Source organism: Arenibacter hampyeongensis (assembly GCF_002909255.1).
Taxonomy (GTDB): domain Bacteria; phylum Bacteroidota; class Bacteroidia; order Flavobacteriales; family Flavobacteriaceae; genus Arenibacter; species Arenibacter hampyeongensis.
The window spans coordinates 114,099-140,118 of the sequence record NZ_PIOB01000006.1 but is presented as its reverse complement, the minus strand read 5'-3'; the positions used below and the strand labels follow the sequence as shown (position 1 = coordinate 140,118).

Sequence of the window (26,020 nt, the reverse complement as noted above, 5' to 3'; positions counted from 1 at the left end):
AATAATTTTATGAAAATTTAAGTATTATGCATCGTCCTTTAAAATTCCATTTTTTACCCTTGCTATTTCTATTGGTTGTTTTTAATGCCTGTAAGGAAAATTCAAAAAATAGCGAAAACATTTCGCTTATAGCCAACGACCTAAAAATGTCCAATACAAAACCGATAAAAAATCAGTTATCGGAAGAGTTTAAAAGTTACTGGTACGCCGGAAAATCGGAAATCACATCCTTTAAATTGGAACAGGCCCGTTATGGTGAACTAAGGGACGGGAATGCCGTTTTAATATACGTTACAGAACCTTTTTTGGAGGACAAGCAGGTAAAGGCAGATAAATCACATCCAGGGAATGTATCCGTCCTAAAACTGAATAGCACCAAAACGTTCTTAACTGGAATTTACCCATACTCCATCATGAACAGTAGTTTTTATCCTGTGTCCGATAACCAACATGCCATTAAACTATCCACCTCCGTTCAGGAATGGTGTGGCCAGGTATTTACCCAGTTGAACAATAGGGATAAATTTGAGGTGAACTCCTTTTCATATTTTGAGAGCGAAGGGGACCAAAGCATAACACTGAACAAAACAGATTTAGAAAATGAAATTTGGAATAAAATAAGGATAAATCCCAGCAACCTGCTTCAAGGCAACATTACAATAATTCCTTCACTGGAATATTTACGTTTGGGTCACAAAGAATTAAAGGCCTATTCTGCCAATGCGGAACTAATTGTGGAAGGAAACCTCTATACCTATAAACTCACCTATCCGGAATTGGACAGAACATTGTCCATTACCTTTTCAAAATCCTTCCCCTATGGGATAGAGAATTGGTCCGAAAGCTACAAAAGCGGGTTTGGTCCCAATTCCCAAACACTAACTACCAAGGCCGTTAAAATAAAAACATTAAAAAGGGCTTATTGGCAGGAAAACAAAAATAGTGATGTATTTTTGCGCGACAGTTTAGGATTATAATATTTATGGATACATTTTTTTTAGATTACCGAGATGAACTGGTTGGCACGGGCATATGTTTGTTGGTCTTTCTGATATTAAAATATCTAGGTGCAAAAACTATAAGGAAAGTTGGGAAAATTAGCGATATAAACAAGGTCCGTACGCGATTGATCATAAAATACGCCACCGCAGGCCTAACCTCTTTTGGAATAGTTGCCTTAATCTTGATTTGGGGAGTAGAGATGAAGGATATTGGCCTGGTTTTTTCCTCGGCTTTTGCGGTAATAGGTGTTGCCCTTTTCGCACAGTGGTCCATATTGAGCAATATTACAGCCGGGGTTATACTATTTTTCTCATTTCCTTTTAGGATAGGGGATAAAATAAAAATAATGGACAAGGAGATTGAATTGCCGGAGGAGGTATATTTAATAGAGGATATCAGGGCATTTCATGTCCATCTTAGAAAGAACAATGGCGAGTTATTAACCTACCCCAACAATATGATGCTTCAGAAAGCTATAGTCCTAGCGGAAACCTATGAAGATTCCTTTGAGGGTAGCGATGCTTTATAGGGTGTTAAAGTAGTTGTAAAAATTACGGTTGCGGATTATATCTTTTTATATTTGAGGACCAACTAAAACAAAACTATATGCGCCTTATTTGGGTATTCTTTTTTGGAATACTACTTTCCTCTAAACTTATTTTTGCACAAGCACCTAGAAAAAATACTTCTTCGGACATTTATCATGCCATACAAAAATTAAATTTTTTGGGCACAGCCCTTTATATAGCGGCACATCCCGATGATGAAAATACAAGGCTCATTTCATATCTTTCCAATGAGGTCAAAGCCAAAACTGCTTATCTATCACTAACACGTGGTGACGGCGGACAAAATTTGATAGGGTCCGAATTAAGGGAATTGTTGGGAGTTTTACGGACACAGGAATTATTGGCCGCCAGGCGCATAGATGGAGGTGAACAATTTTTTACCCGGGCGAATGATTTCGGGTACTCCAAACACCCTAACGAAACCCTTAAAATCTGGAACAAGGAGGCTGTATTAAGCGACGTTATATGGATTATACGCAATTATAAACCAGACGTCATTATTAATAGATTTGACCATAGATCTCCGGGTTCTACCCATGGCCATCACACCTCCTCTGCCATGCTAAGTTATGAGGCTTTCGATTTGGCCAACGATCCCAGTATTTATCCAGAACAACTAAAATACACCAATATATGGCAGCCTAAAAGACTTTTCTTTAATACATCTTGGTGGTTTTATGGAAGTGAGGACAAATTTAAAGAGGCGGACAAATCCAAAATGATGGATCTAGATGTTGGGGTGTATTACCCTTTGCGGGGTGTTTCAAATAACGAAATTGCATCACTAGCCAGTAGTCAGCATTTGTGCCAAGGCTTTGGAAGACTAACCGCTCGTGGTAGTGAAAATGAATATATAGAGTTATTAAAGGGCGACCTTCCCAATGACAAATCCAATATTTTCGACGGAATAAATACCACCTGGTCCAGAGTCGAGGGAGGTGAAGCAGTTGGTAGAATATTGCTTGAGATTGAGAAAAATTTTGACTTTACCCAACCATCTAATCATTTGTCCAAGCTTATTGAAGCTTATAATGCCTTGTTGAAGATAAATGATGAGCATTGGAAGGCCATTAAGAAAAAGGAACTGGAAAACATTATCCAATCCGTTTGTGGCCTCTATTTGGAAGCCACCGCAACAGAATCGCACACTTATCCAGGAAGTCATATACTCGTAGATATTGAAGCACTAAATAGAAGCGCCGCCAACATCAACCTTAAGTCAGTTTCAATTACGGATGATAATCTGTTAGTCAATAATGTACTGCTCAAGGAAAATAAAAAGGAATTGATAAGAATTGAACTAGATGTTCCGGCAAATACCGATTACACAAGTCCTTATTGGTTAAATACCAAGGGAACAATGGGGATGTATAAAGTAACGGACCAGAGTTTAATAGGCAAACCTGTGACGCCTTACGCCTTTGAAGTTACCATGGAAATAGAATTCAACGGATTTTCCATTGAAATTAATAAACCTGTTGTATACAAATATTCCAAACCGGAAAAAGGAGAAATATATCAGCCTTTTGAGATTTTGCCAGAGGCCACAGCTGGCTTTAAGGACAAAGTCGTCATTTTTGCCACTTCAGAACCCAAACAAATTCCGGTAACGATAAAGGCATTAAAAGACAATGTTAAAGGGGAATTGCAATTGTGTTTTGGTAACGGCTGGAAGGTAGATCAAGAAATTAAGACCTTCGAAATAAATAAAAATGGAGATCAACAAACGCTACAATTTCTAGTAACTCCACCTTCTTATGAAGATGAAAATTACATTTCGCCAATAATTAAGATAAATGGCAAAGAAATCTCCAAAGAGCTGATCGAAATTAGCTACGACCATATTCCAAAACAATCTGTGCTATTGCCATCCGAAACCAAAGTGGTTCGACTTAATATCAACAAGACTGGTGAAAACATAGGTTATATAGTTGGCGCTGGAGACGAAATTCCAGAAAGTTTGGAACAAATAGGATATAAGGTGGTAAAGATTGATCCCATTACCATACAAGCTGGTTCCTTGACCAAATTTGATGCTATTGTTGTTGGTATAAGAGCGTACAACGTAGTGGAGGAATTAAAGTTTAAGCAACGGTATTTGTTGGATTATGTTAAGGAAGGTGGTAATTTAATTATTCAGTACAATACGGCAGGAAGAAATGGGTTGGACATGGAGAACCTTGCACCATACCCCTTGTCCCTTTCCCGCGATCGGGTAACCGATGAATCGTCCTACGTAAAAATCCTGGCCAATAACCATACAGTTGTCAATTATCCAAATAAAATAACCCAAAATGATTTTAATGGGTGGGTTCAGGAACGTGGGCTTTATTTCCCGGATCAATGGTCCAAAGAATTCACGCCTATACTTTCTATGAACGATGAGGGGGAAACGGTATTAAATGGCAGTCTTTTAGTTGCACCGTACGGTAAGGGAAACTATATTTATACAGGATTAAGTTTTTTTAGGGAGTTACCTGCCGGAGTAACGGGTGCATATAGACTTTTTGCCAATTTGCTATCCTTGAGACAGGAAAGCCAGAAATAAAAAACAAATAACAAGAATATTTATGTTCGAAAAATTTGAATGGAAAAAGGAATATACAGTAGTATTAGCACTTAATATTATCTACATTATTGTTTTTTATTTAATAATGACCGGAAACCGTTAATATGGCTACAATAGATTGGATCATACTTAGTGGAACCCTTTTATTCATTGTTGGCTACGGCGTTTGGAAAACTAAGGGAAGTAAAGATGTTAAGGATTATGTCCTTGGTGGCCACGATGCCAAATGGTGGACCATAGGCCTCTCTGTTATGGCCACACAGGCGAGTGCCATTACTTTTTTATCCACACCTGGTCAGGCTTTTCATGATGGAATGGGATTTGTACAATTTTATTTTGGACTTCCCTTGGCCATGATTATCATATGTATAGTATTTGTACCTATTTACCACAGACTAAAGGTTTACACGGCATATGAGTTCTTGGAAAACCGATTCGATTTAAAAACCAGAACTCTTGCAGCCCTCTTATTTTTGACCCAACGCGGACTTGCTGCAGGAATTACCATTTTCGCACCCTCTATTATTCTATCCGCCGTATTGGGCTGGGACTTGAGAACGCTAAATATTTTAATAGGTATTCTTGTAATAATTTATACAGTTTCTGGTGGGACAAAAGCCGTAAGTGTTACCCATAAACAGCAAATGTTTATTATAATGACAGGAATGTTCATCGCATTCTTCTTTATTCTTGGCTACTTGCCGGAAGACATTACTTTCAGCAAAGCTCTTAAAATAGCTGGCGCCAGTGATAAATTGAATATTTTGGATTTCAGTGTCAACACTACCAGCCGTTACACCTTTTGGAGCGGAATAACCGGTGGACTATTTCTTGCGCTGGCCTATTTTGGAACGGACCAAAGTCAGGTACAAAGATATCTTTCAGGTAAAACAGTGAGGGAAAGTCAATTAGGACTAATTTTTAATGGATTGTTAAAAATACCTATGCAGTTCTTTATTTTATTGGTCGGTGTAATGGTATTTATATTTTTTCAGTTCAACCATGCACCATTAAACTTCAATCCGGCCGCCACTAATGCTATAATGGAATCTTCATATTCGGAAGATTACAAGATATTGGAAGAAGAGCACTTAGTATTGGAAAGCGAAAAAAGAATGGCTCAAAATAAATTTTCAGGAGCCCTAGATCTTAAGGAGTACGATGCCATTGAAGATGCGAAGCAAAATATTGTTAGTATTAATAATAAGGACAAAGAAAACAGAAAGGCAGCCCAGGCTTTAATTTCTATGGCAAATGACAGTGTAGAGACCAATGACAAAGATTATGTGTTTATCCATTTTATATTAAATTTTCTACCAAAAGGACTTATTGGTCTTTTATTGGCTGTAATTTTGTCAGCTGCAATGTCCTCCACCGCCTCGGAATTAAATGCCCTAGGAACCGTTACTTCCCTGGATCTATATAAAAGAAACAAGAAAGGAGAATTTACCCAGGCACACTATGTCAAGGTTTCAAAGTTGTTTACCTTGTTGTGGGGGGTAATAGCCATTTCTATAGCCTGTGTGGCGAACCTTTTTGATAATCTAATCCAATTAGTAAATATTATTGGTTCTATATTCTATGGAAACGTTCTCGGTATCTTTCTGATTGCATTCTTTTTCAAATTTATAAAGGGTAATGCAGTTTTTGTGGCGGCCTTAATTACCCAATGTATTGTAATTATAGGTTGGAGCTATGACTGGATGTCGTATTTATGGTTGAATGCCTTCGGATGTTGCTTGATAATAGTTTTGGCAACAATTTTGGAAGGTTTTGATCGTCTACTAAAGAACCCCCCTATAGAGGCATAATTACTCCGTTCTAATTAGTACCACGCGCCCTATCCCGCTACTACAAATCGATAATATAGTTATACTTGATTTTTTTTTCGAATTGATTTAAAAAGGAATCTTAAACTTAAATTTATGCAACTGTACAAAAATTATAGGTAGATTAATGAGATTATTTCTATATTTAATGTTAACAAATAGTTAAAGTCCACTTGTAATGTTAAATATCCTTCCCTCCTTTTATCTATTATAATGATCAAAGAAAAATACACCATAAAGGACATTGCCCATATGGCAGGTGTTTCCAAGGGAACAGTAGATAGGGTTTTGCATAAAAGGGGCAAGGTTTCAAAAGAGTCATTCGAGAAGGTAGATAAAGTTCTCAAGGAAATTGATTATAAACCCAATCCCATAGCCAGAAACCTAAAAATAAATAAAACCTATAATATACATGTTTTACTTCCTGACCCACGTCAGGATCCATATTGGGTTCCTGCCCATGAAGGGATAAATGAAGCCTCCAATCAATTTACTCCATTTGGCGTACAGGTAAGAAAGTTCTTTTATGACCCCAATAATAAATCTTCTTTTTTGAATCAATCAGAACAAGCAATCCTATTACAGCCCGATGTATTACTAATGGCTCCCATCTTTGAGAACGAATCCCATACAGTTTTAAGGAAATGTTGCGAAAATAAAATTTCAGTGGTTTTGTTCAACAACCATATAAATACCTTCAAAGAACAAATTTTTATAGGTCAGGACCTAAAACAAAGTGGAAGGGTAGCCGCAAGTTTAATGGATAAAATCATTGGAGAGAATAAAGAAATTGCAATTATACATATCAACAAGGAACCCCATATGCAACTAAAGGAAAATGGGTTCAAAGAGTTTTTCATGGAAAAGACCAATGGTATCCACTCCATAATTTCCAAAGATTTTAATTCCGTAGAAAAGAACTCTTTTAACCAAGATGTAGGTCTATTCTTAGAAAGTAATCCCAACATTAGTGCCTTCTTTGTTACCAATTCAAAAGCTTATATGCTGGTCGAGGCTTTTGAAAAAATTACTTATAGGGAAAGGATTGTAATCGGGTACGATTTATTAAAACCAAACATCAAATATCTCCAAGATGGAGCAATAAATTTCTTAATTCACCAAAAGCCCAAAAGACAGGCCTATCTAAGTGTTAGTTACTTGGCTGAGCATTTCCTTTTTGGAAAAGACTTACCCGCACAGGAATTCCTGCCAATAGATATTATAACATCTGAAAATGCTAAGTATTATACCTAAGCAAGTTATTTGTTCCACAAACCTTAGAAAAATTAAGGTTTTATTTAATGTGTTCGAACACATTAACACAAATTCTATTTGTTTTATTAAAAAAATAGTTTAATTTCACATTTAACTTATTATTAACAAACAACTCATTTATTAACTCAAACAACTTTATTATGATCAAAAAATTGCTATTATTTTTTGTACTGGTATTGGGGACTTACCCTTTATTGGCACAAAGCAAAACGGTGACAGGTACGGTCACCGATGCTACGGATGGTTCCCCATTACCAGGAGTAAACGTATTGGTACAAGGAACTACAACGGGCTCTCAGACGGATTTTGATGGAAATTTCTCCATTGAAGCGGCAAGCGGCAATGTATTGGTGTTTTCATTTCTTGGAATGAAGTCCCAATCGGTTACAGTAGGTGCTTCTAATACTATAAATGTATCTATGCAAGAAGATGCCGAACAACTTGGTGAAGTTGTTGTAACGGCTTTGGGTATTAAAAGGGAAGAAAAAACATTGACCTATGCCCAGCAAACTGTAAGGGCGGATGAGTTGACTGCGACAAGAGATCCCAACTTTATGAATAGTATTTCAGGTAAGGCTGCAGGGGTTGAAATTAAGAAAAGTAGCTCGGGTGCAGGTGGTTCTACCAAGATTGTACTAAGGGGTAACAAATCCTTAAGTGGTGATAGTTCACCATTGTTCGTAATTGATGGTATTCCGATGGCCAACAACAAAGGAGGTCAACCTGGAATGTGGGGTGGAGTTGATGCCGGTGACGGTCTTTCGGCTATAAACCCTGATGATATTGAGAGTATCAGTATCTTAAAAGGTTCCAACGCGGCTGTATTGTATGGTAGCCAAGGTGCCAACGGGGTGGTTGTAATTACTACCAAACAGGGTACTTCAGGCAAAACTACGGTGAGCTTAAATTCTGGCTATACTTTTGAGCATTTTCAGGAATTGCCCGATTTACAATTTAAATATGGCGCCATTGGTAATGCTAAGGAAAGTTGGTCTACAACAGCTGGTGATTATGCCAGTGAATACGTAGAGGAATTTTTCCAAACAGGACATAACTTTAACAATTCGGTGACTATAAGTGGTGGTACAGATAAGACCACTGCCTATTTTTCCTATGCCAACATAACGGCTTCCGGAATTACACCAAAAAACAAGTATCAGAAAAACAACTTTACATTTAAGCAATCTACCAAGATGTTTAATGATAAAGTGACTGTAACCTCAAGTGTAATTATGGCTTTGGAGGAAACAAAGAACAGGTTGCCAGCAGGATATTACTTAAATCCTTTGACAGGACTGTATATGTTCCCGAGAAATAGGAATTTCTATGACTTTCAGAACAACTATGAAACCTTCGACACCGACAGAAACTTATATTCTCAAAACTGGTTTGTTGTGGATCACCACCAGTCCAATCCTTTTTGGATAATAAACAAAGAACCAAAAACGGATGAAAACAAAAGGGTTATCGGTAGTTTAAATGTTGAATATGAAATTACCGAAAAACTTAAACTACAGGTTAGGGGTAACTATGACTATTCTGTAAAAGAATTCGAACAACAGCATGCGGCTACATCCAATTCGACCAACGTTCACCCTAAAGGTGCTTGGGATTACAGAAAGTATGATGATCAATTGGTCTATACCGATGCAATTCTAAGCTATGACACTGATTTGAGCGATAGTTTTAGCTTAAATGGTGTATTGGGTGCAAGTTATCAAAAAACTGTATATGGTGATGGTGTTAGTGTAGGAACGGGAACTGTGGGCTTACTTTACCCCAATGAATTTAAATTTCAAAACTTGCCAACAAATGTACAGGTAAACTCTACCTACGACGGTTCTGTAATAAAACAAGGGGCATTTGCAAACCTCCAGTTCGGATATAAGGACATGCTGTTCTTAGACCTTTCTGGAAGAAATGACTGGGCTTCCACTTTGGCACTTACAGGAAATGATTCCTATTTTTACCCTTCAGTAGGTGTTACCGCTTTATTAAGTGAAATGTTCACTATGCCAGAGGTAGTAAGCTTTGGAAAATTAAGGGCTTCCTATACCCAAGTAGGTAATGAAGTACCCTTCAATAGAATAAATCCACAAAACAGAATTAGTTCAAATGGTGGTGTAGATAGAAATACGGTTAAGCCATTTTTTGATGCCAAACCTGAAATCATTACCAGTTTGGAGTTTGGTGCCGATTGGAGATTTTTTCAAAATCGTTTAGGATTGGACTTTACGTATTATAGCCTAACCAGTACAGATCAATTTATTGAGGTGCCGTTATTGCAGTCAGAATCTGAAGGAGGTTTTACTACAAAATTTATCAATGCTGGAGAAATCACCAATAAAGGTGTCGAAATAACACTTAGTGCAACTCCGGTTAAAACTGAAGATCTACAGTGGGTAACAGCCTTCAATTTCACGAAAAACACTAACGAAATTGTTGATATAGGACCAGATGATGACAAGGTAATTAACCTAGGTTCTTCTGAAGGTTATCAATCCAAACTGGTTGAAGGTGGAGCATTTAATGATCTTTATGTACTTAAATTTTTAAGGGACGCTCAAGGACGTATCCTTTTTGATGCAGGAAAACCACTAAGAACACCTACAACAGAGCTTATGGGTAATTTGGATCCTGATTGGACTTTAGGTTGGAACAACAATATTAGTTACAAGAGATTTAACCTAGGTATGCAAATAAATGGTAAATTTGGGGGTAAAGTATTTAGCCAAACAGAATCCATGTTGGATGGTGCTGGGGTTTCACAAAGAACTGCTGATGCCAGGGATGCTGGTGGTGTGACTGTTAACGGTGTAGACCAGACTTCTGGAGCTGCCATTACTACGGTTGCTGCTGAAACCTGGTTTAGGGCCATTGGTGATAGAAACGGAGTTGGAGAGGCTTATGTTTATGACCGTACCAATATTAGGTTGAGTCAACTTTCATTGGGTTATAACATTGACGTGTCCAAATTAGGACTGCCCATATCAGCAGCCTCATTATCTTTTATTGGGAACAACTTATTCTTTATTAGCAAGGATGCACCATTTGACCCAGAATTGGCAATGAGTACCAATCAAAATGCTCAGGGATTGGATAACTTTAATCTCCCTTCTACAGGGACTTATGGATTTAATCTAAAAGTAACATTCTAATTTATAAAAGATGAAAAAGTTAATATATCTAATTACAATGGTAATTGCCTTTAGTGCATGTACCAACGATTTTGAAGAAACAAATACAAATCCATATCAAATTTCCGGTGAATCATTAAAGCAGGATTTTAACCATGTGGGTGCGTTTTATTCTTCCATGCTTGGCCAAATATTTGGTAACCAGGTGGATCATAATTTAACCAATGTTACCTTTGCGCAACACTTGGCCACTCCTACCCCATTTGTTGGTGGTGTTAACAACACTACCTATTACATACGTTGGAATGGCTATTGGGCTAGGGAGTACAACAATGTTATGGCACCAGCCAAACAGGTTATTGATATTGCTGCAGCTGACGGTTATGACGTATTTGTGGAATGGGCCAATTTGATCAGAATTGTTTCCATGTCACGGGTTACTACCTATTATGGCCCTATTCTTTATACCAATTATGGTTCCACAGGAAGTGCCTTATACGATAGTGAGGAAACATTGTATACCGCTTTCTTCAGTGATTTGGACAGAATAATTGCGAATTTTAGCGCCAATACAGAATATGTTGGTTTAACTAACTTTGATGCCAGTTATGGTGGCGATGTTAGTAAATGGGCTAGATATGCAAATTCATTAAGATTACAATTGGCAATGCGTATTTCCAAAGTAGCTCCTGCCATGGCGAAAGCTCAAGGTGAAAAGGCAATGGCGGATCCTGTTGGACTAATTGAGACCAACGCCGATAACTTTAATATTTCGTTATACGGTGGAAAATTTCACCCAGCTCAAATTTGCTTTGAATGGGGAGATACTCGAATGAGTGCGACCATGGAATCTATTTTGATAGGTTATAAAGATAACCGAATTGCACCTTTCTTTGATCCCGTAACCGATATGTCTTTGGTTACCGATCACCCAGATATGCCTTATAAAGGTATCCGTAACGGAGCTGAATTGGTGGCCAAGGATGATCGACTGAGCTTTTCTACTATCGACATTTCTTTCAATGATCCGGCCAAAGTTACCAAGCGGAAAGTAATGAGTGCTGATGAAGTACATTTTATTAAGGCTGAAGCCGCTTTGCGTAATTGGACTGGTGCTGGTGGACCAGGTTCAGCACAGGCACATTATGAAGCCGGAGTTAGAGCTTCCTTCGAATTATGGGGAGCAGGTGGCGTAGACGCGTATTTGGCGGACAACACTAGTTTGCCAATAGACTACAACGATCCAAAAGCTGCTGGTTCAGTTAACGATTTTGTGAATCAGATTACCACTACTGTAGCTTGGGACGAAGCGGCAAGTAATGAGGTGAAATTGGAAAAAATAATTACCCAAAAATGGATTGCTGCCTATACCAATGAAATGGAAGCATGGGTAGATTATAGGAGAACTGGGTATCCAAAATTACCCCCAGTATACCAAAATAGCAGTAATGCAGATTGGGGTGTAATACCTCCAGGTGAGGCCATAAAAAGAATGCCTTTTGTAAATGCCGAACGTGAAGGTAACGCTGCCGGTGTTGCAGACGCAACAGCTAAATTAGGTGGACCCGACAACATAGCCACAAGGTTATGGTGGGATACAGGCGGACCAAACTTTTGATAATTAATATTTAAGTAAACAAATTTAAAACCTGTGATTTCAAAATCACAGGTTTTTTTATTGCATAATAATTTTTGTCGTACAGAAAAAATTTGGACAAAGCCCTAAAATTCCATTTTAAAAATATTCATTTATATTGGTGAGTCCCCTTAATTGCTTAACTTACCTTCCATAATTTGGCCCGGTTGCCTTAAGTTTTTACCTCTTATAACTAACACATGAAATCTAGCCATCTTAGCTAAATTCCTTATTCATATGAGTAATACAATCTCCAAAATATACCTGATTCTCCTAACAACAGTATTCTTTTCTTGTCAGCAGGTAGATGAAAGTAAAATGTTCTCACTAATGCCCAGTAATAAAACTGGAATCACATTTAAACCTATTTTAAAGGAAACCGATGAATTTAATATTTTAACCTATGGCTATATCTACAATGGCGGAGGGGTATCTGTGGGGGACCTTAATAATGACGGACTGCCCGACCTCTACTTTACGGCAAGTATGGTTGGTAGTAGGTTATACATAAATAAAGGCAATTTCAAATTTGAAGAAATTGCTGAAAAAGCTGGAGTATTCGCAGAAGGTTTATGGAACACAGGCACTACCATGGCCGATGTTAACGGAGATGGATATTTGGATATTTATGTGTGTAGATCAGCTGCCATGGACGATTTTAAAAGAAAAAACTTACTTTTTATAAATAATGGTGACTTAACTTTCACTGAAAAGGCGGCGGAATACGGAATTGACGATGCGGGTTATTCCACACAAGGCGCTTTTTTTGATTATGACAGGGACGGAGATCTTGATTTATATGTGGTGAATCATTCCTCACAGGAATATTCCAGTTTTAGACAGATATCCAATAGCCTAAAGCAGCAAAGAAATCCCGCCTATGAAGACCGACTTTATAGGAACGATAATGGTAAATTTACAAATGTAAGCGATTCGGCCGGGCTGGTTTCCAATGTTTTAGGATTTGGTCTCGGTATTGCGGTATCGGATGTAAATAATGACAACTGGCCAGATATTTATATTTCGAATGATTTTAAGGAACAGGATTATTTATATATCAATAACCACGATGGCACTTTTACGGAAAGTCTAGAAAAATATATTGGGCACACCTCCCATTTTTCAATGGGATCCGATGTAGCCGATATCAATAATGACGGTTATCCAGAAATTATGACCTTGGACATGCTTCCAGAAAACAACTACCGTTTAAAAATGGTCTCCGGTCCCGACAATTATGATAAAAACACTTTCTTGGAAGAATCTGGATTTTATTATCAGACTATGAGAAATATGATGCATTTAAACAATCAGGGGCAGTCCTTTTCAGAAATTGGTCAATTCGCAGGCGTATCTAACACAGACTGGAGTTGGGCCTCCCTATTTACAGATTTGGACAATGATGGTTTTAAGGATTTGTTCATAACCAATGGTGTTAAGCGGGATTACACCAACATGGATTTTCTAAATTATGCAGTACAGGATAGAATCAATCAAAATAAAACAGGCGTTGAGACGGCCATTACCGAATTATTGGAGAACATGCCGGCTACCATTGAAGAAAATTACACTTATCATAACAACGGCGACCTTACTTTTTCCAAAGTCAATGACCAATGGGGACTAAATCAGAAATCGCTCTCCAACGGTGCTGTTTACGCTGATTTGGATAACGATGGTGATCTAGACCTTGTGGTCAATAATATTGATGAATATCCCTTTGTTTACAGAAACAATAGTGATTTACATAACACCAACCATCATTTGAAGATAAATTTTAAAGGAGAGGGAAAAAACACATTTGGAATTGGATCAAAAGTCATGTTAACTATTGGGAACGAAATACTTATGCAGGAATCGATTCCTACTAGGGGATTTCAATCTTCCGTAGATTTTAATTTGATTTTTGGCCTTGGGGCAGTTGAAGTAGTGGACAAGATGAAAATTATCTGGCCGGATGGCAAGGTTCAGGTTATGACCAATGTAAAGGCCAATCAAACAATTACCTTAAACCAAAAAGATGCCGCTGTATTGGAGGATAATTCCGAAGCAATAGTCGGGAATACCTATTTTACTAATATAACAGTGGACAGCCTTATCCCCTACCGGCATTTGGAAAATGATTATAACGATTTTAAAAGGGAACAGTTGTTACCGCATAAATTATCTACCCAAGGTCCAAATATTACAAAAGCTGACATAAATAATGATGGTTTGGAAGATATATTTGTTGGAGGTGCAAAGGGTAGTGAAGGCAAAATGTTCCTACAAACGCCATCAGGAAAATTTTTGTCAGTAAATGAAAAAATATTTAAAACAGATAAAGATTCAGAGGACATAGGATGTCTCTTATTTGATGCGGACAACGATAAGGATATGGATCTATATGTTGTAAGTGGAGGCAATGATTACAATGAAGACTCTATAGAATTACAAGATAGACTATACATTAACGATGGTAGGGGCAATTTTGTCAGAAAGACTGTTGCATTGCCTAAGATGCTTTCAAGCGGATCTAGTGTAAAGGCCTCTGATATTGACGGTGATGGGGACTTAGATCTCTTTGTAGGAGGTAGATTGGTGCCTGGTAAATACCCTACATCACCTAGAAGCTATATTTTGGAGAATAATGGAAATGGGATTTTTAAGGATATTACCACTACAGTAAATCCAGACCTTGAATATCCTGGAATGGTTACAGATGCTTTATGGACCGATTTTGACAATGATAGAATTAACGACCTTATTATTGTTGGTGAATGGATGGGAATAAGAACATTCAAAAATGTAGATGGTAAATTAGTGGAGCTATCGGAAAACAATGGCCTTATCGATTCCCAAGGTTGGTGGAACAGTATAGAACAAGGGGATTTTGACAAGGACGGTGATATGGATTATATTATTGGAAACTTCGGAAGAAATTCTCAATTAAAAACGTCAATAGCTGAGCCGGTTGGATTGTATACCAGAGATTTTGATAGCAATGGTTCCTTAGACCCCATAATGACATCCTTTAATTTGGGTGAAGAATTTCCTGTTTTTTCAAAAGACGATATGGTGGGTCAATTAAGTGCGCTTAAAGGGAAATATTTAAATTATTCGGATTATGCCTCAGCAAAAATTACGGATGTTTTTAGTACTGAGGAATTAAAGGGTGCAATGGTTTTAAAAGCTAAAAACTTTGACACCAGCTATATGGAAAATTTGGGGAATGGTAAATTTAAACTAGTACCGTTACCCGTACAGACACAATTTTCACCCATTTATGGGATTCTAACGGATGATATTAATAAGGATGGCAATGAAGATATACTTGTCGGTGGCAATTTCTTTGGAACCAGAGTTAAATTTGGCAGGTATGACGCCAACAAGGGCATCGTCTTATTTGGAGATGGAAAAGGTAGTTTTAGACCGGCAAGCGTTACGGAGAGTGGCTTAAATATTGAAGGAGAAATACGGGACATCACCAAAATAATATTGGCAGATAGAACCGAATTAGTTTTGTTCGTAAGAAATAATGATGGCATTGCAACATTTAGAATTGAATCATCTAAAAAATAGAATAGTGAAACCAAAGAATATCAGCCTAATAATTGCTCTGGGATTATGTCTCGGAATGTATGGCCAATCGGGGTCCGTTACCATCAAGGAAGAAATAAAGTCCTTGGACACCTATAACTTCAGTCATCCAAATCCCGTCCCTATTCTGACGGATAATGCTAAAATTTTTCCCTATTTCAAGTTTGAAAGCTATGAACAGACTGCCAAGAAGAAAGATTGGAAAGTAGTAACTCTGGAGAATGATTTTATCAAAGTCTTTGTACTACCTGAAATTGGCGGGAAAGTTTGGGGAGCTATAGAGAAAAGTACTGGGGAAGAATTTCTTTATAAAAATGAAGTGGTCAAATTCCGGAATATTTCAATGCGTGGACCTTGGACTTCTGGAGGAATTGAATTTAATTTCGGCATCATTGGTCATCATCCGTCTACAGCCACTCCTGTAGATTATGTGATAAAAACAAATAAAGATGGCAGTGTAAGTTGCGTTGTGGGTAACTCGGACCTTCCCTCCCGTACCGATTGGAGAGTGGAAATTAGACTCGAGAAAGACAAAGCATATTTCGAGACCAATGCCTCATGGTATAATGGCTCCCCTATTAATCAATCATATTACAACTGGATGACGGCTGCGGCTGTGGTCACGGACGACTTACAATTCATCTATCCCGGTAATCAATTTTTGGAACATGGAGGGGCTGCCAAGCCATGGCCTATAGATACAGATGGCCGCGATCTTTCACTTTATAAAAACAATAATTTTGACAAGGATATTTCCGAACATGTTGTTGGCGATTATAAGGACTTTTTTGGAGGGTATTACCACAACAGCAAATTTGGTTTTGGACATTGGTCACCATATGAAGAAATGCCCGGACAAAAACTCTGGTTATGGTCCATGGCAAGATCTGGGGGCATTTGGGAGGATCTACTTACAGATACCGATGGGCAGTATATGGAATTTCAGGCTGGGCGACTTTTCAATCAATATTCGCCTGGAGAAACCAATCCCATTTCCCAAGCCAATTTTGAACCTTATGTTATGGACCGTTGGAGGGAAATATGGTTTCCCTTTAAGGAAATTGGAGGAATGGTAGATGCCAATGAGTACGGAGTGCTTAATGTTAAGGAACTGGATAATGGGATTTACATAGGAATTAATGCACTGCAATTCTTAAAAGAGAAATTACTAGTATCAATCGATGGTAAAGAGGTTTTTTCGAATGACCTTAGTTTAAAGCCAATGGAAGTATTTTCAGTGGAACTTCCCGTAACCGAGTCAGGGGAAATAACGGTTAATTTAGGAGGTAAGACACTTTATTACACCTCCTCAGGTGAAGGCACTTTAATAAAACGGCCTTTTATTGATGATGAAAAGCTAGTGGTTCCTGAAGGCCAAAAATTATATCAGGAAGGTTGGGAGGCCCTAAAGTTTAGGAATTATGATCTTGCTGCCCAAAAATTAAATGAATTGGTGGGCCTTGACCCCTCCCATAAGGAAGGTTTGCTAAAATTAGCGGAATTGGAGTACCGCAAAACCAATTATGGCCTTGCATTGCAATATGTGAATAGGGTATTAAAGCAGGACACCTATACCCCGGAAGCCAATTACTTGGGTGGAATCATATATCGTTCACAAAAGGATTATATAAACGCCTTGGAATCTCTTGGTTGGGCTGCAAGAAGCATGGAATATAGATCAGTTTCCTTTGCTCAAATGGCAGAGATCTATGTTGGGCTGGGAAAGTTGGATGAGGCAGAACAATATGCCAATAAAGCAATGGACTACAATACCTATAACCTAAACGCTAGAAAAATTAAATTACTGGTGCAGAGGAAAAATAATAGGACCAATGAATTTGAAAATGAGTATGCCAAGTTATTACAAATTGATCCATTAAATCATTTTGCCCAAATTGAATCTGAGTTTGCAATTGGTAACAATCCTCTTGAAGTACCCGGTCATATTAATAATGAATTCCCTGACGAATCTTTATTGGAACTGGCCATATATTATAACAATTTGGGATTGGACCTGGAAGCAAGGGAGGTATTAAAACTATCCAAAAACAATGTAAAAACAAATCTATGGGAAGCCTACTTAAATAAGGATATAAATATCGATTTAAGCAATAGGGTCTTGTCAAAAACTTTAGAATCACCAATTAATTTTGTTTTCCCTTATAGAACCGAAACCATAACGGTATTGCAATGGGCTATTGCTAAAAATGGGAATTGGAAATTAAAGTATTTCCTGGCACAGAATTACATGGCCATTGGCCAAAAAGATTTAGGATTAAAACTTTTAAAAGATTGTGGAAATGAACCAAATTCGGACATATTTTATCGGTTCAGGGCAAGAATGTTTGAAAATGATGACTTTCAGAGTAGTGAAAAAGATTATTTAAGGGCGCTGCAATTAAATGATTCCGATTGGAAACTTAGGGAAGAATTGGTTCAATTTTACTTAAATGGTGATAATAATGAGCAGGCCTATAATTTGGCAAAAAAATCGTTTTCCAAATACCCAAAAAATGCCAATATAGGCCTAATTTATGCCAAGGCTTCCTTGTTGACCGGCCAATATGGAAAAACGGTTGAAGTCTTAAAAGACATTCATATTTTACCCTTTGAACATGCCTCAGAAAGCAAACACATTTATAACCAGGCCCATATCTTTTTGGCTTTGGAAAATATTAAAGCCAAAAAATATAAAAAAGCGATATCTCTTTTGGATTCTTCAAAAGAATGGCCCGAAAATCTTGGAGTTGGAAAACCTTTCAATCCTGATGAAAGATTACAGGATTATCTGCTGGCCCATAGTTATGCATCACTCAATGATTCTGAGCGCAGTAAAGAATATTTAACCAATGTTATTGCCTATTCAAATTCGAGCAAAAAAACTACTGTATCCCCAAATGATTTATTTGAACTTTTGTCACTTAAGAAATTAGGTAAGAAGGAAGAATTGGAATCTTTAATACGTCAAATTTCAAATTTCAATATCAGTGATAATACTATTGCCAAGTTGATATTGGCATTATACCACAATGATTCAGCTTCACAACTGGAAATTAAGAACCAAAAGGGATTGAATAATTCCAATTGGAAAATAATGGAAGCAGTTAGCAAATATTGATTCTCTACGCAAAATCGTATTTGATACAATAGACGGTCCAATAATAATTGAATCGCAAGTAGGAATAATTATAGGATTAAACTTAAAGAATAAAGCAAAAAAAGCTCACTTTTCAGTGAGCTTTTTCAATATTGAATTTGAATACTACTTAGCCCCCCACTCTTTTAGGGAGTCCTTGTTCATTTTTATATAATCTGCATTACCTGCAGCTTCGGCCTCTGCCAAAGATTTTTTAGCAGTTTCAATAGCCTGTTTTTTGTCACCTGCCTTGGCGTATATAAGCGATTGTTGTCTCAACTGCCAAAAAGCCGGTTTCTCAGTCATGCTCATGGCTTTATCCATCCATTCCTTGGCTTTATTGATATCCTTACCAGAATTCATATAATATACAGCAGCTGCATAATAATCATTGGCATCCGGACCTTTCATTACCTTTTCTATGGCACTTGAAACGGCTTTATCCGTAAGTACATCAAACTTTACCCCTACATATACATCTGACCAATACATGCCTAAAGTGGCATTATTATCAGAAAGGCCGTCTATAGAAATCGTAAAAGTTTCAACCTGAAATGGTAGATTTTGCACTTGAGCCATTGCTTTAGCAGCAACTTTGCTCTCGTCCAAATTAGCTGGTATTCCGCCGGCATTGGCTTCATCATAAAAGATAACTTCCCAGGAGGTTGCTCCCGGCTTTGTGAAAATGGCATATGAACCAGCTTTAAGTTCCTGGTTGCCTATCATTACATTTTCACTAAAGGTTATTTTGGTTCTTGCATTTGCCCCTGTTCTCCATAATTTATCATAAGGAACCAAATTACCAAATATAGTTCTTCCCCGCATTGATGGCCGTGAATATTCAACGGTAACATCGGTTAATCCAACCTTTTGAATCAATGTCGATGACGGACTCGGTTGCGGTGTGTTGATCTGTGCCTGTATCCCAAAAGAAACAGCAATCATTAATACTAAAAATGTTATTTTTTTCATGTTAATACGTGTTTATTATTTAAATGCTAATTTACATATTAAAAGACTAATCTGGAAGTCATATATCTATATTGGTACAAGTAAATCATAAAATCCGAGAAATAAATAATGAAGGGTACCCAACCTAGATTTACTTCTTTTTTTAGTAAATTTAAAAAGCGTTAATTCCAAGGAGATGTCAGAAAACAAAACCGTGCCTAATAACAAATCCGTTAATTCTTATTTAAACTCCATTGGAAGTGAGGAAAAACGCGAAGACGCACACACTTTATTGGAATTATTCAAAAAAATAACCAAGGAAGCAGCAGTGATGTGGGGCGATAGTATTATTGGCTTCGGTAATTATCATTATAAATATGATTCAGGTAGGGAGGGAGATATGCCCATGACCGGTTTTTCCCCTAGAAAACTCAATTTTTCAATTTATATCATGTCGGGCTTCTCCAAACAACAACAACTTTTGGAACAATTAGGGCCACATAAAATAGGTAAGTCCTGTCTGTACATAAAGAGATTGAAAGAAATTGATATGGATATTCTATCCCAATTGATAAAATCATCTTACTTACATTATAAGAATAAAAATTCTCAATAGATTTATACATGCAAAATTTCACCAAGTATTTAAAGGCCAAGGCGAACATAGCGGAACCGGAATTTCAACTGTTAATTAAGAAAGTAGAAACAAAAACTATCGAAAAAGGAGAAATTTTACTACGTCCGGGAGAAGTATGTCGCCATTCGTTTTTTGTTGAAAAGGGTCTCTTGCGTTCCTATACGGTGGACAATTCCGGCAAAGAGCATATTATACAATTTGGTTCCGAAAATTGGATTGTTTCTGACCGGAGTAGCGCCTTTTTTAATGAACCTTCAGATTTGTTCATAGAGGCCATTGAGGATACCCAGGTAGTTTTAATAAGTTCAAAATTTATAAATGAAGCCAGCGAAATAAGTTCCTCCTTTAGAAGCTTTAATCAAATTGCTCTTCAGAACCATATTCGACATCAACAAAAAAGAATCAACCTTTTATTAAGTGCCAGTGCCGAAATCAGATATATGAGTTTTATAACCTTATACCCCGATCTAACCCTAAGGGTCCCCCAATGGATGATAGCTTCCTATTTGGGCATTACCCCTGAAAGTTTAAGCAGGGTACGTAAAGAATTGGCGCATAAAAATTTTAAGCCAAATTAACTCCGTTCTTATCATACATCAATGTACAGGAACCAAGGTTCTTGTATAATTGTAAAGAAATTAATGTATAGATATAAATGAAAACAAAAAATATAGAAATAGTGGTAGCTCCAAGAGAGCCCCACTACGTTGGTGACGGATTTAGAGTGCATAATTTTATCCCAAGCGGATATAGGTTGGATATGGAAAGAATGGACCCCTTTATTCTATTGGATTACAATTCCCCTTTTTACTTTCCACCCACCGATAAACCAAGGGGGGTAAGTGTTCATCCTCACAGGGGTTTTGAAACGGTTACAATAGCGTACCAAGGAAAGGTGGCCCATCACGACAGTTCTGGCAACAGTGGTGTTATTGGTGTTGGTGATGTACAATGGATGACTGCCGCCTCAGGGATACTTCATAAAGAGTACCATGAAGAAAATTTTAGCAAGGAAGGTGGCTATTTTCAAATGGCGCAACTTTGGGTAAACCTTCCGGCCAAGGACAAAATGACTGCCCCAAAATATCAGGGAATTACAAATTCTCAAATAAATAAATATCAATTGGCCGATAGAAAAAGTGTTGTTGAGGTCATAGCAGGGAACTATAAAGGTGTTAAAGGCGCAGCATCTACTTTTTCACCGGTAAACATGTTTAATGCTAGGCTTGAAGCAGATTCCAAAGCGGAATTTTCTTTTCCAAGTACCTACAATACTGCATTATTGGTGGTAGATGGGGAAATTAATGTAAATGGGTCACAGACCGTGGCAGAAAATCATTTTGTACTCTTCGAAAATAAAGGTGAGGATTTTATCATTGAAGCCTCAAAAAAATCAACAATACTGATTTTAAGTGGAGAACCCCTTAACGAACCCATTGCCGCTCAAGGTCCATTTGTAATGAATACGCGTGAAGAAATAGCACAAGCCATCAAAGATTACAACCTGGGCAAATTTGGCTATTTGGAGGAGTAATGTTTATATTGGAAGTAGAATTATTAAAATATACCTAACCATTAATCAAGATACTAATGGACTACAAATTGATAGATAATACGGAGGCCAAGCAATATGAATATCATATTGATGGGGTTATTGCAAAAATTGAATATATAAAGGCAAAAGATAAAATTTATCTCACACATACCGAGGTTCCCAAGAAGTTGGAAGGCAAGGGTGTCGCCTCCTCCTTGGTAAAGCGGGTCTTGGAGGATGTAGAAACGAAGGGATTGACCCTAGTCCCAATGTGTCCCTTTGTCGCTGCTTACATTAAACGGCATCCAGAGTGGAAAAAATTAGTATTAAAAGGAATTAATATTGTATAATTATGGAACGAAAAGATAATTTTAAGGAATACACCAATGGTGAAATTACGGTAGTCTGGAAGCCTTCAAAATGTGTTCATTCCGGTGTTTGTGTCAAAACCTTACCACAAGTTTATGACCCCAAAGGAAAACCATGGATAAAGCCAGAAAACGCCTCCACTGAAGAATTGAAATCCCAGATATTAAAATGCCCGTCTGGGGCGCTAACATTTTACATGAACAACGAAAGTTAAAAAGTTTAGTTAGTGACTTCATTTAAATGTATGATTAGCTATTTATAGAGTATATTTATGCGGAGCTATGGAATTCTCCATCAACAATAAAGGACAAATGTTCCATTTTTAAAAAAGTAATGTGCAAAAAGAAGCATAAAAATGACTAATATATTTCGCTACAGTTTACTTTTTACAGTAAATAAAATAGGCATTGCTTTGTTTGCCCTTGTGTTGGTTCTTAGTTGTACCGAAGAAAAGAAATTAAGTCATTTGGACCCCATTAATTGGGAAAGGAAATTCATGGCACTCCCGTCCAATGAGAGCCTTATTAAAGGTAGTTCGTATCTTTCCATATATTCTTCCATTTATGATGGCACCGAAAAAACCTTACATCATTTAACGGCAACGGCAAGTATGAGGAATGTAAGCAATACGGATACTATTTATATACTTAAAGCTGAATATTACAATACCAAAGGCGACCTTATACGCACCTATTTTAACAAACCTATTTTTCTAAAGCCTTTGGAAACTATAGAGATAGTTATAGATCAAGATGACAAATATGGTGGCACGGGAGCGAACTTTGTTTTCGATTGGGCAGTAAAAGCCGACAATCACGAGCCTATTTTTGAAGCCGTTATGATATCAACTACGGGACAACAAGGAATCTCCTTTACAACAAGAGGAATAAAATTGTAGTGTCAATTGGCACGAATTAATTTACAGGGGGCATACTTCTCCCCTCCTAACCGATTGAAAAAAAGACTATCTTTAATTTGGGCAAAACAAAGGAATATTATCCATCTTCCTTGCTATTTCTGTTGAACCAAATTCTATGATGCGTTATGATAAAGGTACCCTCTTTTGGTAGTAAGCTGAGAAAGAATATCGTGGAGGTACCGGAAATAATCAACAGTTGTTCTGGCATAAGAGTTTTTGGCCAATTATTAAAATCATTTTTGTTTAGTACGGATGTTGCCATTATAAGAAATACCAATGCCAATGCCATCATTGCCGTATATCCATTTACACCCCAACCCTTAATTTCCCATTCATTAATTCTGGCCGCTGACAAACCTATATTTTGCGGGGTTGGTGGTGGAATTACCACTGGAAAAAGATCGGTGGAACTGGCATTACATGCCGAATTTCAAGGCGCATTGGGCGTTGTCCTGAACAAGCCCACACCCAATGAATTAATAGTTCGACTTAAAGCTAAAATTGATATCCCTGTTACCATTACCATTGTCTCCGAAAAAGATGATATTAAAGGCCGGATTGCCGCAGGAGTGGACATTTTTAATGTTTCAGGGGCCGGCAAAACTGCCGATATCGTTAAGCGCATCAGGGATATAGACCCTGACATTGCCATATTGGCTACTGGTGGTCATAAGGAGGAGGATATTTTGAAAACAATAGAAGCGGGTGCCAACGCTATTTCTTATACCCCACCATCTACAAGTGAATTGTTCAAAGATATTATGATCAAATATAGAACGGAATAACCTTGTAATAAGGTAGCATCTCCAACATTGATATAAATTGGAATTAAGCTCTAAATACATGAATATTATACACAGTATCCCAGAAAACATTTTTGAAAGCATTGGAATTGCCGCTGGTCTTAGCGCCTGTTTGGTAATTGCTATACAGGTATATAAGGAATTCCGTTACAAAGGTCCAAGTAGCCTCTCCAACGGCTTTATTTTTGGCTGGGTATTTATTTATCTTTTTTGGTGCTTCTACGGAATTCGGTTTAATACAGTAGCCCTTTGGCTAACCAATGCCATTGCCGTAGTAATACAATTGCTCCTTTGCTTTATTGTGATTAGAAAAAGAAAAATATATCCTTCCCAAACTTAACTCCCTCATTATTAATTAAAATGATATTGAAGTCAAATACATTTTTAGGCTTATTTATTCTTTTGGTGCTCTTGGATCTGGTCACGGGATCTATGCACTTTCAGGAATTGAGACAGTTTACCAAACCGCTTATACTAATATCTTTAATATTCTTTTTTGGGATTAAAGGAAAAGGCTTTTCCAAAAAGATTTATCACTATACACTATTGGCGCTCTGTTTTTCCTTATTGGGAGATATTTTTTTACTATATGATCATCTTTCTGCCTTGTATTTCATACTAGGTTTAATAGCATTTCTTTTGGCGCATATCGCTTATGCCTTTGCCTTCTATACGCAATGTAAAGAATTAATTATTAAGGAATTACTTATAGTTTCTGGATTGCTCCTTGTTTATGGCACTACCCTTTATGTAATTTTACATGAGAATTTAGGTGATTTGAAAATTCCAGTGATTATTTATATCCTAGGCATTCTCACTCTGGCCATTACTGCCTATTGTAGAAAATACCAGGTGAATTCCCCAAGTTTTAAATTGGTCTTCATTGGTGCGCTGTTCTTTATTGTGTCTGACAGTATCCTGGCCATCAATAAGTTTCTCTTTGCAATACCTTTGTCCAGCCTATTGGTAATGGGTACCTACGCCACGGCGCAATATTTATTGGTAAAAGGTTTACTGCATAGAAATGACTGAATTTATAAGGCTTATTTCAGCGAAAGATACCTACCCCCTTAGGCATGCCGTTATGTGGCCAGACAAGCCGATCAATTATATAATCCTACCCAATGATGAAGAGGGAATCCATCTGGGACTCTATGTAAATGATGCCCTAGTTTCCGTAGTTTCATTATTTATAGAAAATAAGGAGGCTCAGTTCCGCAAACTTGCCACGGCCAATTTAGAGCAGGGCAAGGGTTATGGCGGCCGACTCCTTTCCCATCTTATTACCTATGTCGAAGGTGAAAAAGTAAATAAAATATGGTGCAATGCTCGAGTTGAAAAAATAGATTTTTATTTAAAATTTGGTTTTAAAAGCAACAATACTGTATTTACAAAACACGAAATCGACTATGTGGTGATGGAAAAAATGATAATTAGGTAAAAATTATATCTAAAGCAGCATGGTCTTTAATATTTGAAACATTTTTAAGTACCTTTCTTTCCTGCAAATTTTTGTATATCACTGTAAACCTGTTTATCTCAAAACTAATTACAATCACTTATTAATTAAAACATAATAAACATGCATAAATCACTATTTCTGGTACTCGCTTTTTTTAGCTTGCAAACTCAGGCACAAAGCTTTGATTTTCAGATAGACCATTCCTCATTAATCGTCAACAATCTGGATACAACGGCAGATTTCTATGCCAATATTCTTAAATTAAGGGAAATACCCCACCCGGACAAAGCCCCAGGATTTCGGTGGTTTTTGGTCCAAGGTAATTCACAGTTGCATCTGATCTATAAGGATACTGTGGTCATGAAAAAACATAAATCCATGCACCTCTGTTTATCGACACCCGACCTAGAGGCCTTTATTCAACATTTAAAAAACAATAATATTGAATATGAAGATTGGCCGGGTAAAAAAGGTGCTGTTACCCTTCGTTCGGATGGAGTTCGACAGATTTACCTAAGAGATCCCGAAGGTTATTGGATCGAAGTCAATAACGCCAAACACGGGTAATAAACCTAAGCCGTAGTTTAGTAAGATTTACTAAATTTGGGTAATG

General features: G+C 37.3%; 21 protein-coding genes. 20 read left to right on the top strand and 1 reads right to left on the bottom strand.

Annotated elements, in window-relative coordinates; genetic code table 11:
- Positions 1–26: 26 nt before the first annotated feature.
- The 9 genes from CWD91_RS15545 (at position 27) to CWD91_RS15505 (ending at position 18,714) form a co-directional block, all read left to right on the top strand.
- On the top strand, positions 27–977 hold the full coding sequence (locus tag CWD91_RS15545; RefSeq protein ID WP_103441889.1) for a septum formation inhibitor Maf: 951 nt from the start codon (positions 27–29) through the stop codon (positions 975–977).
- Between the two features lie 5 nt (positions 978–982).
- Positions 983–1,531 carry a mechanosensitive ion channel domain-containing protein gene (locus CWD91_RS15540; protein ID WP_103441888.1) on the top strand — a complete coding sequence of 183 codons (549 nt, stop codon included), beginning with the start codon at positions 983–985 and terminating at the stop codon, positions 1,529–1,531.
- Positions 1,532–1,608: 77 nt separating this feature from the next.
- Positions 1,609–4,119: a PIG-L family deacetylase gene (locus CWD91_RS15535; RefSeq protein WP_103441887.1), complete on the top strand. Its 2,511-nt coding sequence runs from the start codon at positions 1,609–1,611 to the stop codon at positions 4,117–4,119.
- A 125-nt stretch (positions 4,120–4,244) separates the two neighbouring features.
- On the top strand, positions 4,245–5,951 hold the full coding sequence (locus CWD91_RS15530) for a sodium:solute symporter (protein WP_103441886.1): 1,707 nt from the start codon (positions 4,245–4,247) through the stop codon (positions 5,949–5,951).
- Between the two features lie 231 nt (positions 5,952–6,182).
- The gene (locus CWD91_RS15525; RefSeq protein WP_103441885.1) at positions 6,183–7,223 is read left to right on the top strand and encodes a LacI family DNA-binding transcriptional regulator; all 1,041 of its coding nucleotides are present in this window, start codon (positions 6,183–6,185) and stop codon (positions 7,221–7,223) included.
- A 161-nt stretch (positions 7,224–7,384) separates the two neighbouring features.
- Complete coding sequence (locus CWD91_RS15520) at positions 7,385–10,402, top strand: SusC/RagA family TonB-linked outer membrane protein (RefSeq protein WP_103441884.1); 3,018 nt, start codon at positions 7,385–7,387, stop codon at positions 10,400–10,402.
- A gap of 10 nt (positions 10,403–10,412) precedes the next feature.
- Positions 10,413–11,999: a SusD/RagB family nutrient-binding outer membrane lipoprotein gene (locus tag CWD91_RS15515; protein WP_103441883.1), complete on the top strand. Its 1,587-nt coding sequence runs from the start codon at positions 10,413–10,415 to the stop codon at positions 11,997–11,999.
- Positions 12,000–12,254: 255 nt separating this feature from the next.
- Positions 12,255–15,578: a VCBS repeat-containing protein gene (locus tag CWD91_RS15510; RefSeq protein WP_103441882.1), complete on the top strand. Its 3,324-nt coding sequence runs from the start codon at positions 12,255–12,257 to the stop codon at positions 15,576–15,578.
- A 4-nt stretch (positions 15,579–15,582) separates the two neighbouring features.
- Positions 15,583–18,714, top strand: a complete 3,132-nt coding sequence (locus CWD91_RS15505; RefSeq protein WP_157943816.1) for a DUF5107 domain-containing protein — start codon at positions 15,583–15,585, stop codon at positions 18,712–18,714.
- A 144-nt stretch (positions 18,715–18,858) separates the two neighbouring features.
- On the opposite strand, the gene CWD91_RS15500 is transcribed toward CWD91_RS15505, so the two are convergent.
- A complete protein-coding gene (locus CWD91_RS15500) occupies positions 18,859–19,704 on the bottom strand; it encodes a DUF2911 domain-containing protein (RefSeq protein ID WP_103441880.1) in 846 nt (281 codons plus the stop codon).
- Between the two features lie 175 nt (positions 19,705–19,879).
- Here CWD91_RS15500 and CWD91_RS15495 point away from each other — a divergent pair, with 175 nt between their 5' ends.
- The 11 genes from CWD91_RS15495 (at position 19,880) to CWD91_RS15445 (ending at position 25,974) form a co-directional block, all read left to right on the top strand.
- The gene (locus CWD91_RS15495; protein ID WP_103441879.1) at positions 19,880–20,299 is read left to right on the top strand and encodes a DUF1801 domain-containing protein; all 420 of its coding nucleotides are present in this window, start codon (positions 19,880–19,882) and stop codon (positions 20,297–20,299) included.
- 8 nt (positions 20,300–20,307) lie between these two features.
- Positions 20,308–20,898, top strand: coding sequence for a Crp/Fnr family transcriptional regulator (locus CWD91_RS15490; protein ID WP_103441878.1), 591 nt, complete (start codon positions 20,308–20,310; stop codon positions 20,896–20,898).
- A gap of 77 nt (positions 20,899–20,975) precedes the next feature.
- On the top strand, positions 20,976–21,854 hold the full coding sequence (locus CWD91_RS15485; protein ID WP_103441877.1) for a pirin family protein: 879 nt from the start codon (positions 20,976–20,978) through the stop codon (positions 21,852–21,854).
- Positions 21,855–21,910: 56 nt separating this feature from the next.
- Entirely contained in the window at positions 21,911–22,204 is a 294-nt protein-coding gene (locus CWD91_RS15480; RefSeq protein ID WP_103441876.1) for a GNAT family N-acetyltransferase, read from the top strand.
- 2 nt (positions 22,205–22,206) lie between these two features.
- Positions 22,207–22,437: a (4Fe-4S)-binding protein gene (locus tag CWD91_RS15475; RefSeq protein WP_103441875.1), complete on the top strand. Its 231-nt coding sequence runs from the start codon at positions 22,207–22,209 to the stop codon at positions 22,435–22,437.
- Between the two features lie 141 nt (positions 22,438–22,578).
- Positions 22,579–23,121 (top strand): DUF3124 domain-containing protein, encoded by a 543-nt coding sequence (locus CWD91_RS15470; protein ID WP_103441874.1) that lies wholly within the window; start codon positions 22,579–22,581, stop codon positions 23,119–23,121.
- A 146-nt stretch (positions 23,122–23,267) separates the two neighbouring features.
- The gene (locus CWD91_RS15465; RefSeq protein ID WP_103441873.1) at positions 23,268–23,927 is read left to right on the top strand and encodes a beta/alpha barrel domain-containing protein; all 660 of its coding nucleotides are present in this window, start codon (positions 23,268–23,270) and stop codon (positions 23,925–23,927) included.
- Positions 23,928–23,985: 58 nt separating this feature from the next.
- Positions 23,986–24,285, top strand: a complete 300-nt coding sequence (locus tag CWD91_RS15460) for a hypothetical protein (RefSeq protein WP_103441872.1) — start codon at positions 23,986–23,988, stop codon at positions 24,283–24,285.
- 26 nt (positions 24,286–24,311) lie between these two features.
- A complete protein-coding gene (locus CWD91_RS15455; RefSeq protein WP_157943815.1) occupies positions 24,312–24,977 on the top strand; it encodes a lysoplasmalogenase in 666 nt (221 codons plus the stop codon).
- Positions 24,970–25,386, top strand: a complete 417-nt coding sequence (locus tag CWD91_RS15450) for a GNAT family N-acetyltransferase (protein WP_103441870.1) — start codon at positions 24,970–24,972, stop codon at positions 25,384–25,386. The genes CWD91_RS15455 and CWD91_RS15450 overlap by 8 nt, the downstream gene beginning before the upstream one ends.
- 141 nt (positions 25,387–25,527) lie before the next feature.
- On the top strand, positions 25,528–25,974 hold the full coding sequence (locus CWD91_RS15445) for a VOC family protein (RefSeq protein WP_103441869.1): 447 nt from the start codon (positions 25,528–25,530) through the stop codon (positions 25,972–25,974).
- Positions 25,975–26,020 lie beyond the last annotated feature (46 nt).

Coding starts and splice junctions, on each gene's coding strand:
- CWD91_RS15460 (WP_103441872.1), top strand. CDS start 23,986: ATGAATATTATACACAGTATCCCAGAAAACATTTTTGAAAGCATTGGA.
- CWD91_RS15525 (WP_103441885.1), top strand. CDS start 6,183: ATGATCAAAGAAAAATACACCATAAAGGACATTGCCCATATGGCAGGT.
- CWD91_RS15535 (WP_103441887.1), top strand. CDS start 1,609: ATGCGCCTTATTTGGGTATTCTTTTTTGGAATACTACTTTCCTCTAAA.
- CWD91_RS15470 (WP_103441874.1), top strand. CDS start 22,579: ATGACTAATATATTTCGCTACAGTTTACTTTTTACAGTAAATAAAATA.
- CWD91_RS15495 (WP_103441879.1), top strand. CDS start 19,880: ATGTCAGAAAACAAAACCGTGCCTAATAACAAATCCGTTAATTCTTAT.
- CWD91_RS15475 (WP_103441875.1), top strand. CDS start 22,207: ATGGAACGAAAAGATAATTTTAAGGAATACACCAATGGTGAAATTACG.
- CWD91_RS15545 (WP_103441889.1), top strand. CDS start 27: ATGCATCGTCCTTTAAAATTCCATTTTTTACCCTTGCTATTTCTATTG.
- CWD91_RS15490 (WP_103441878.1), top strand. CDS start 20,308: ATGCAAAATTTCACCAAGTATTTAAAGGCCAAGGCGAACATAGCGGAA.
- CWD91_RS15510 (WP_103441882.1), top strand. CDS start 12,255: ATGAGTAATACAATCTCCAAAATATACCTGATTCTCCTAACAACAGTA.
- CWD91_RS15520 (WP_103441884.1), top strand. CDS start 7,385: ATGATCAAAAAATTGCTATTATTTTTTGTACTGGTATTGGGGACTTAC.
- CWD91_RS15480 (WP_103441876.1), top strand. CDS start 21,911: ATGGACTACAAATTGATAGATAATACGGAGGCCAAGCAATATGAATAT.
- CWD91_RS15465 (WP_103441873.1), top strand. CDS start 23,268: ATGATAAAGGTACCCTCTTTTGGTAGTAAGCTGAGAAAGAATATCGTG.
- CWD91_RS15540 (WP_103441888.1), top strand. CDS start 983: ATGGATACATTTTTTTTAGATTACCGAGATGAACTGGTTGGCACGGGC.
- CWD91_RS15530 (WP_103441886.1), top strand. CDS start 4,245: ATGGCTACAATAGATTGGATCATACTTAGTGGAACCCTTTTATTCATT.
- CWD91_RS15450 (WP_103441870.1), top strand. CDS start 24,970: ATGACTGAATTTATAAGGCTTATTTCAGCGAAAGATACCTACCCCCTT.
- CWD91_RS15485 (WP_103441877.1), top strand. CDS start 20,976: ATGAAAACAAAAAATATAGAAATAGTGGTAGCTCCAAGAGAGCCCCAC.
- CWD91_RS15445 (WP_103441869.1), top strand. CDS start 25,528: ATGCATAAATCACTATTTCTGGTACTCGCTTTTTTTAGCTTGCAAACT.
- CWD91_RS15515 (WP_103441883.1), top strand. CDS start 10,413: ATGAAAAAGTTAATATATCTAATTACAATGGTAATTGCCTTTAGTGCA.
- CWD91_RS15500 (WP_103441880.1), bottom strand. CDS start 19,704: ATGAAAAAAATAACATTTTTAGTATTAATGATTGCTGTTTCTTTTGGG.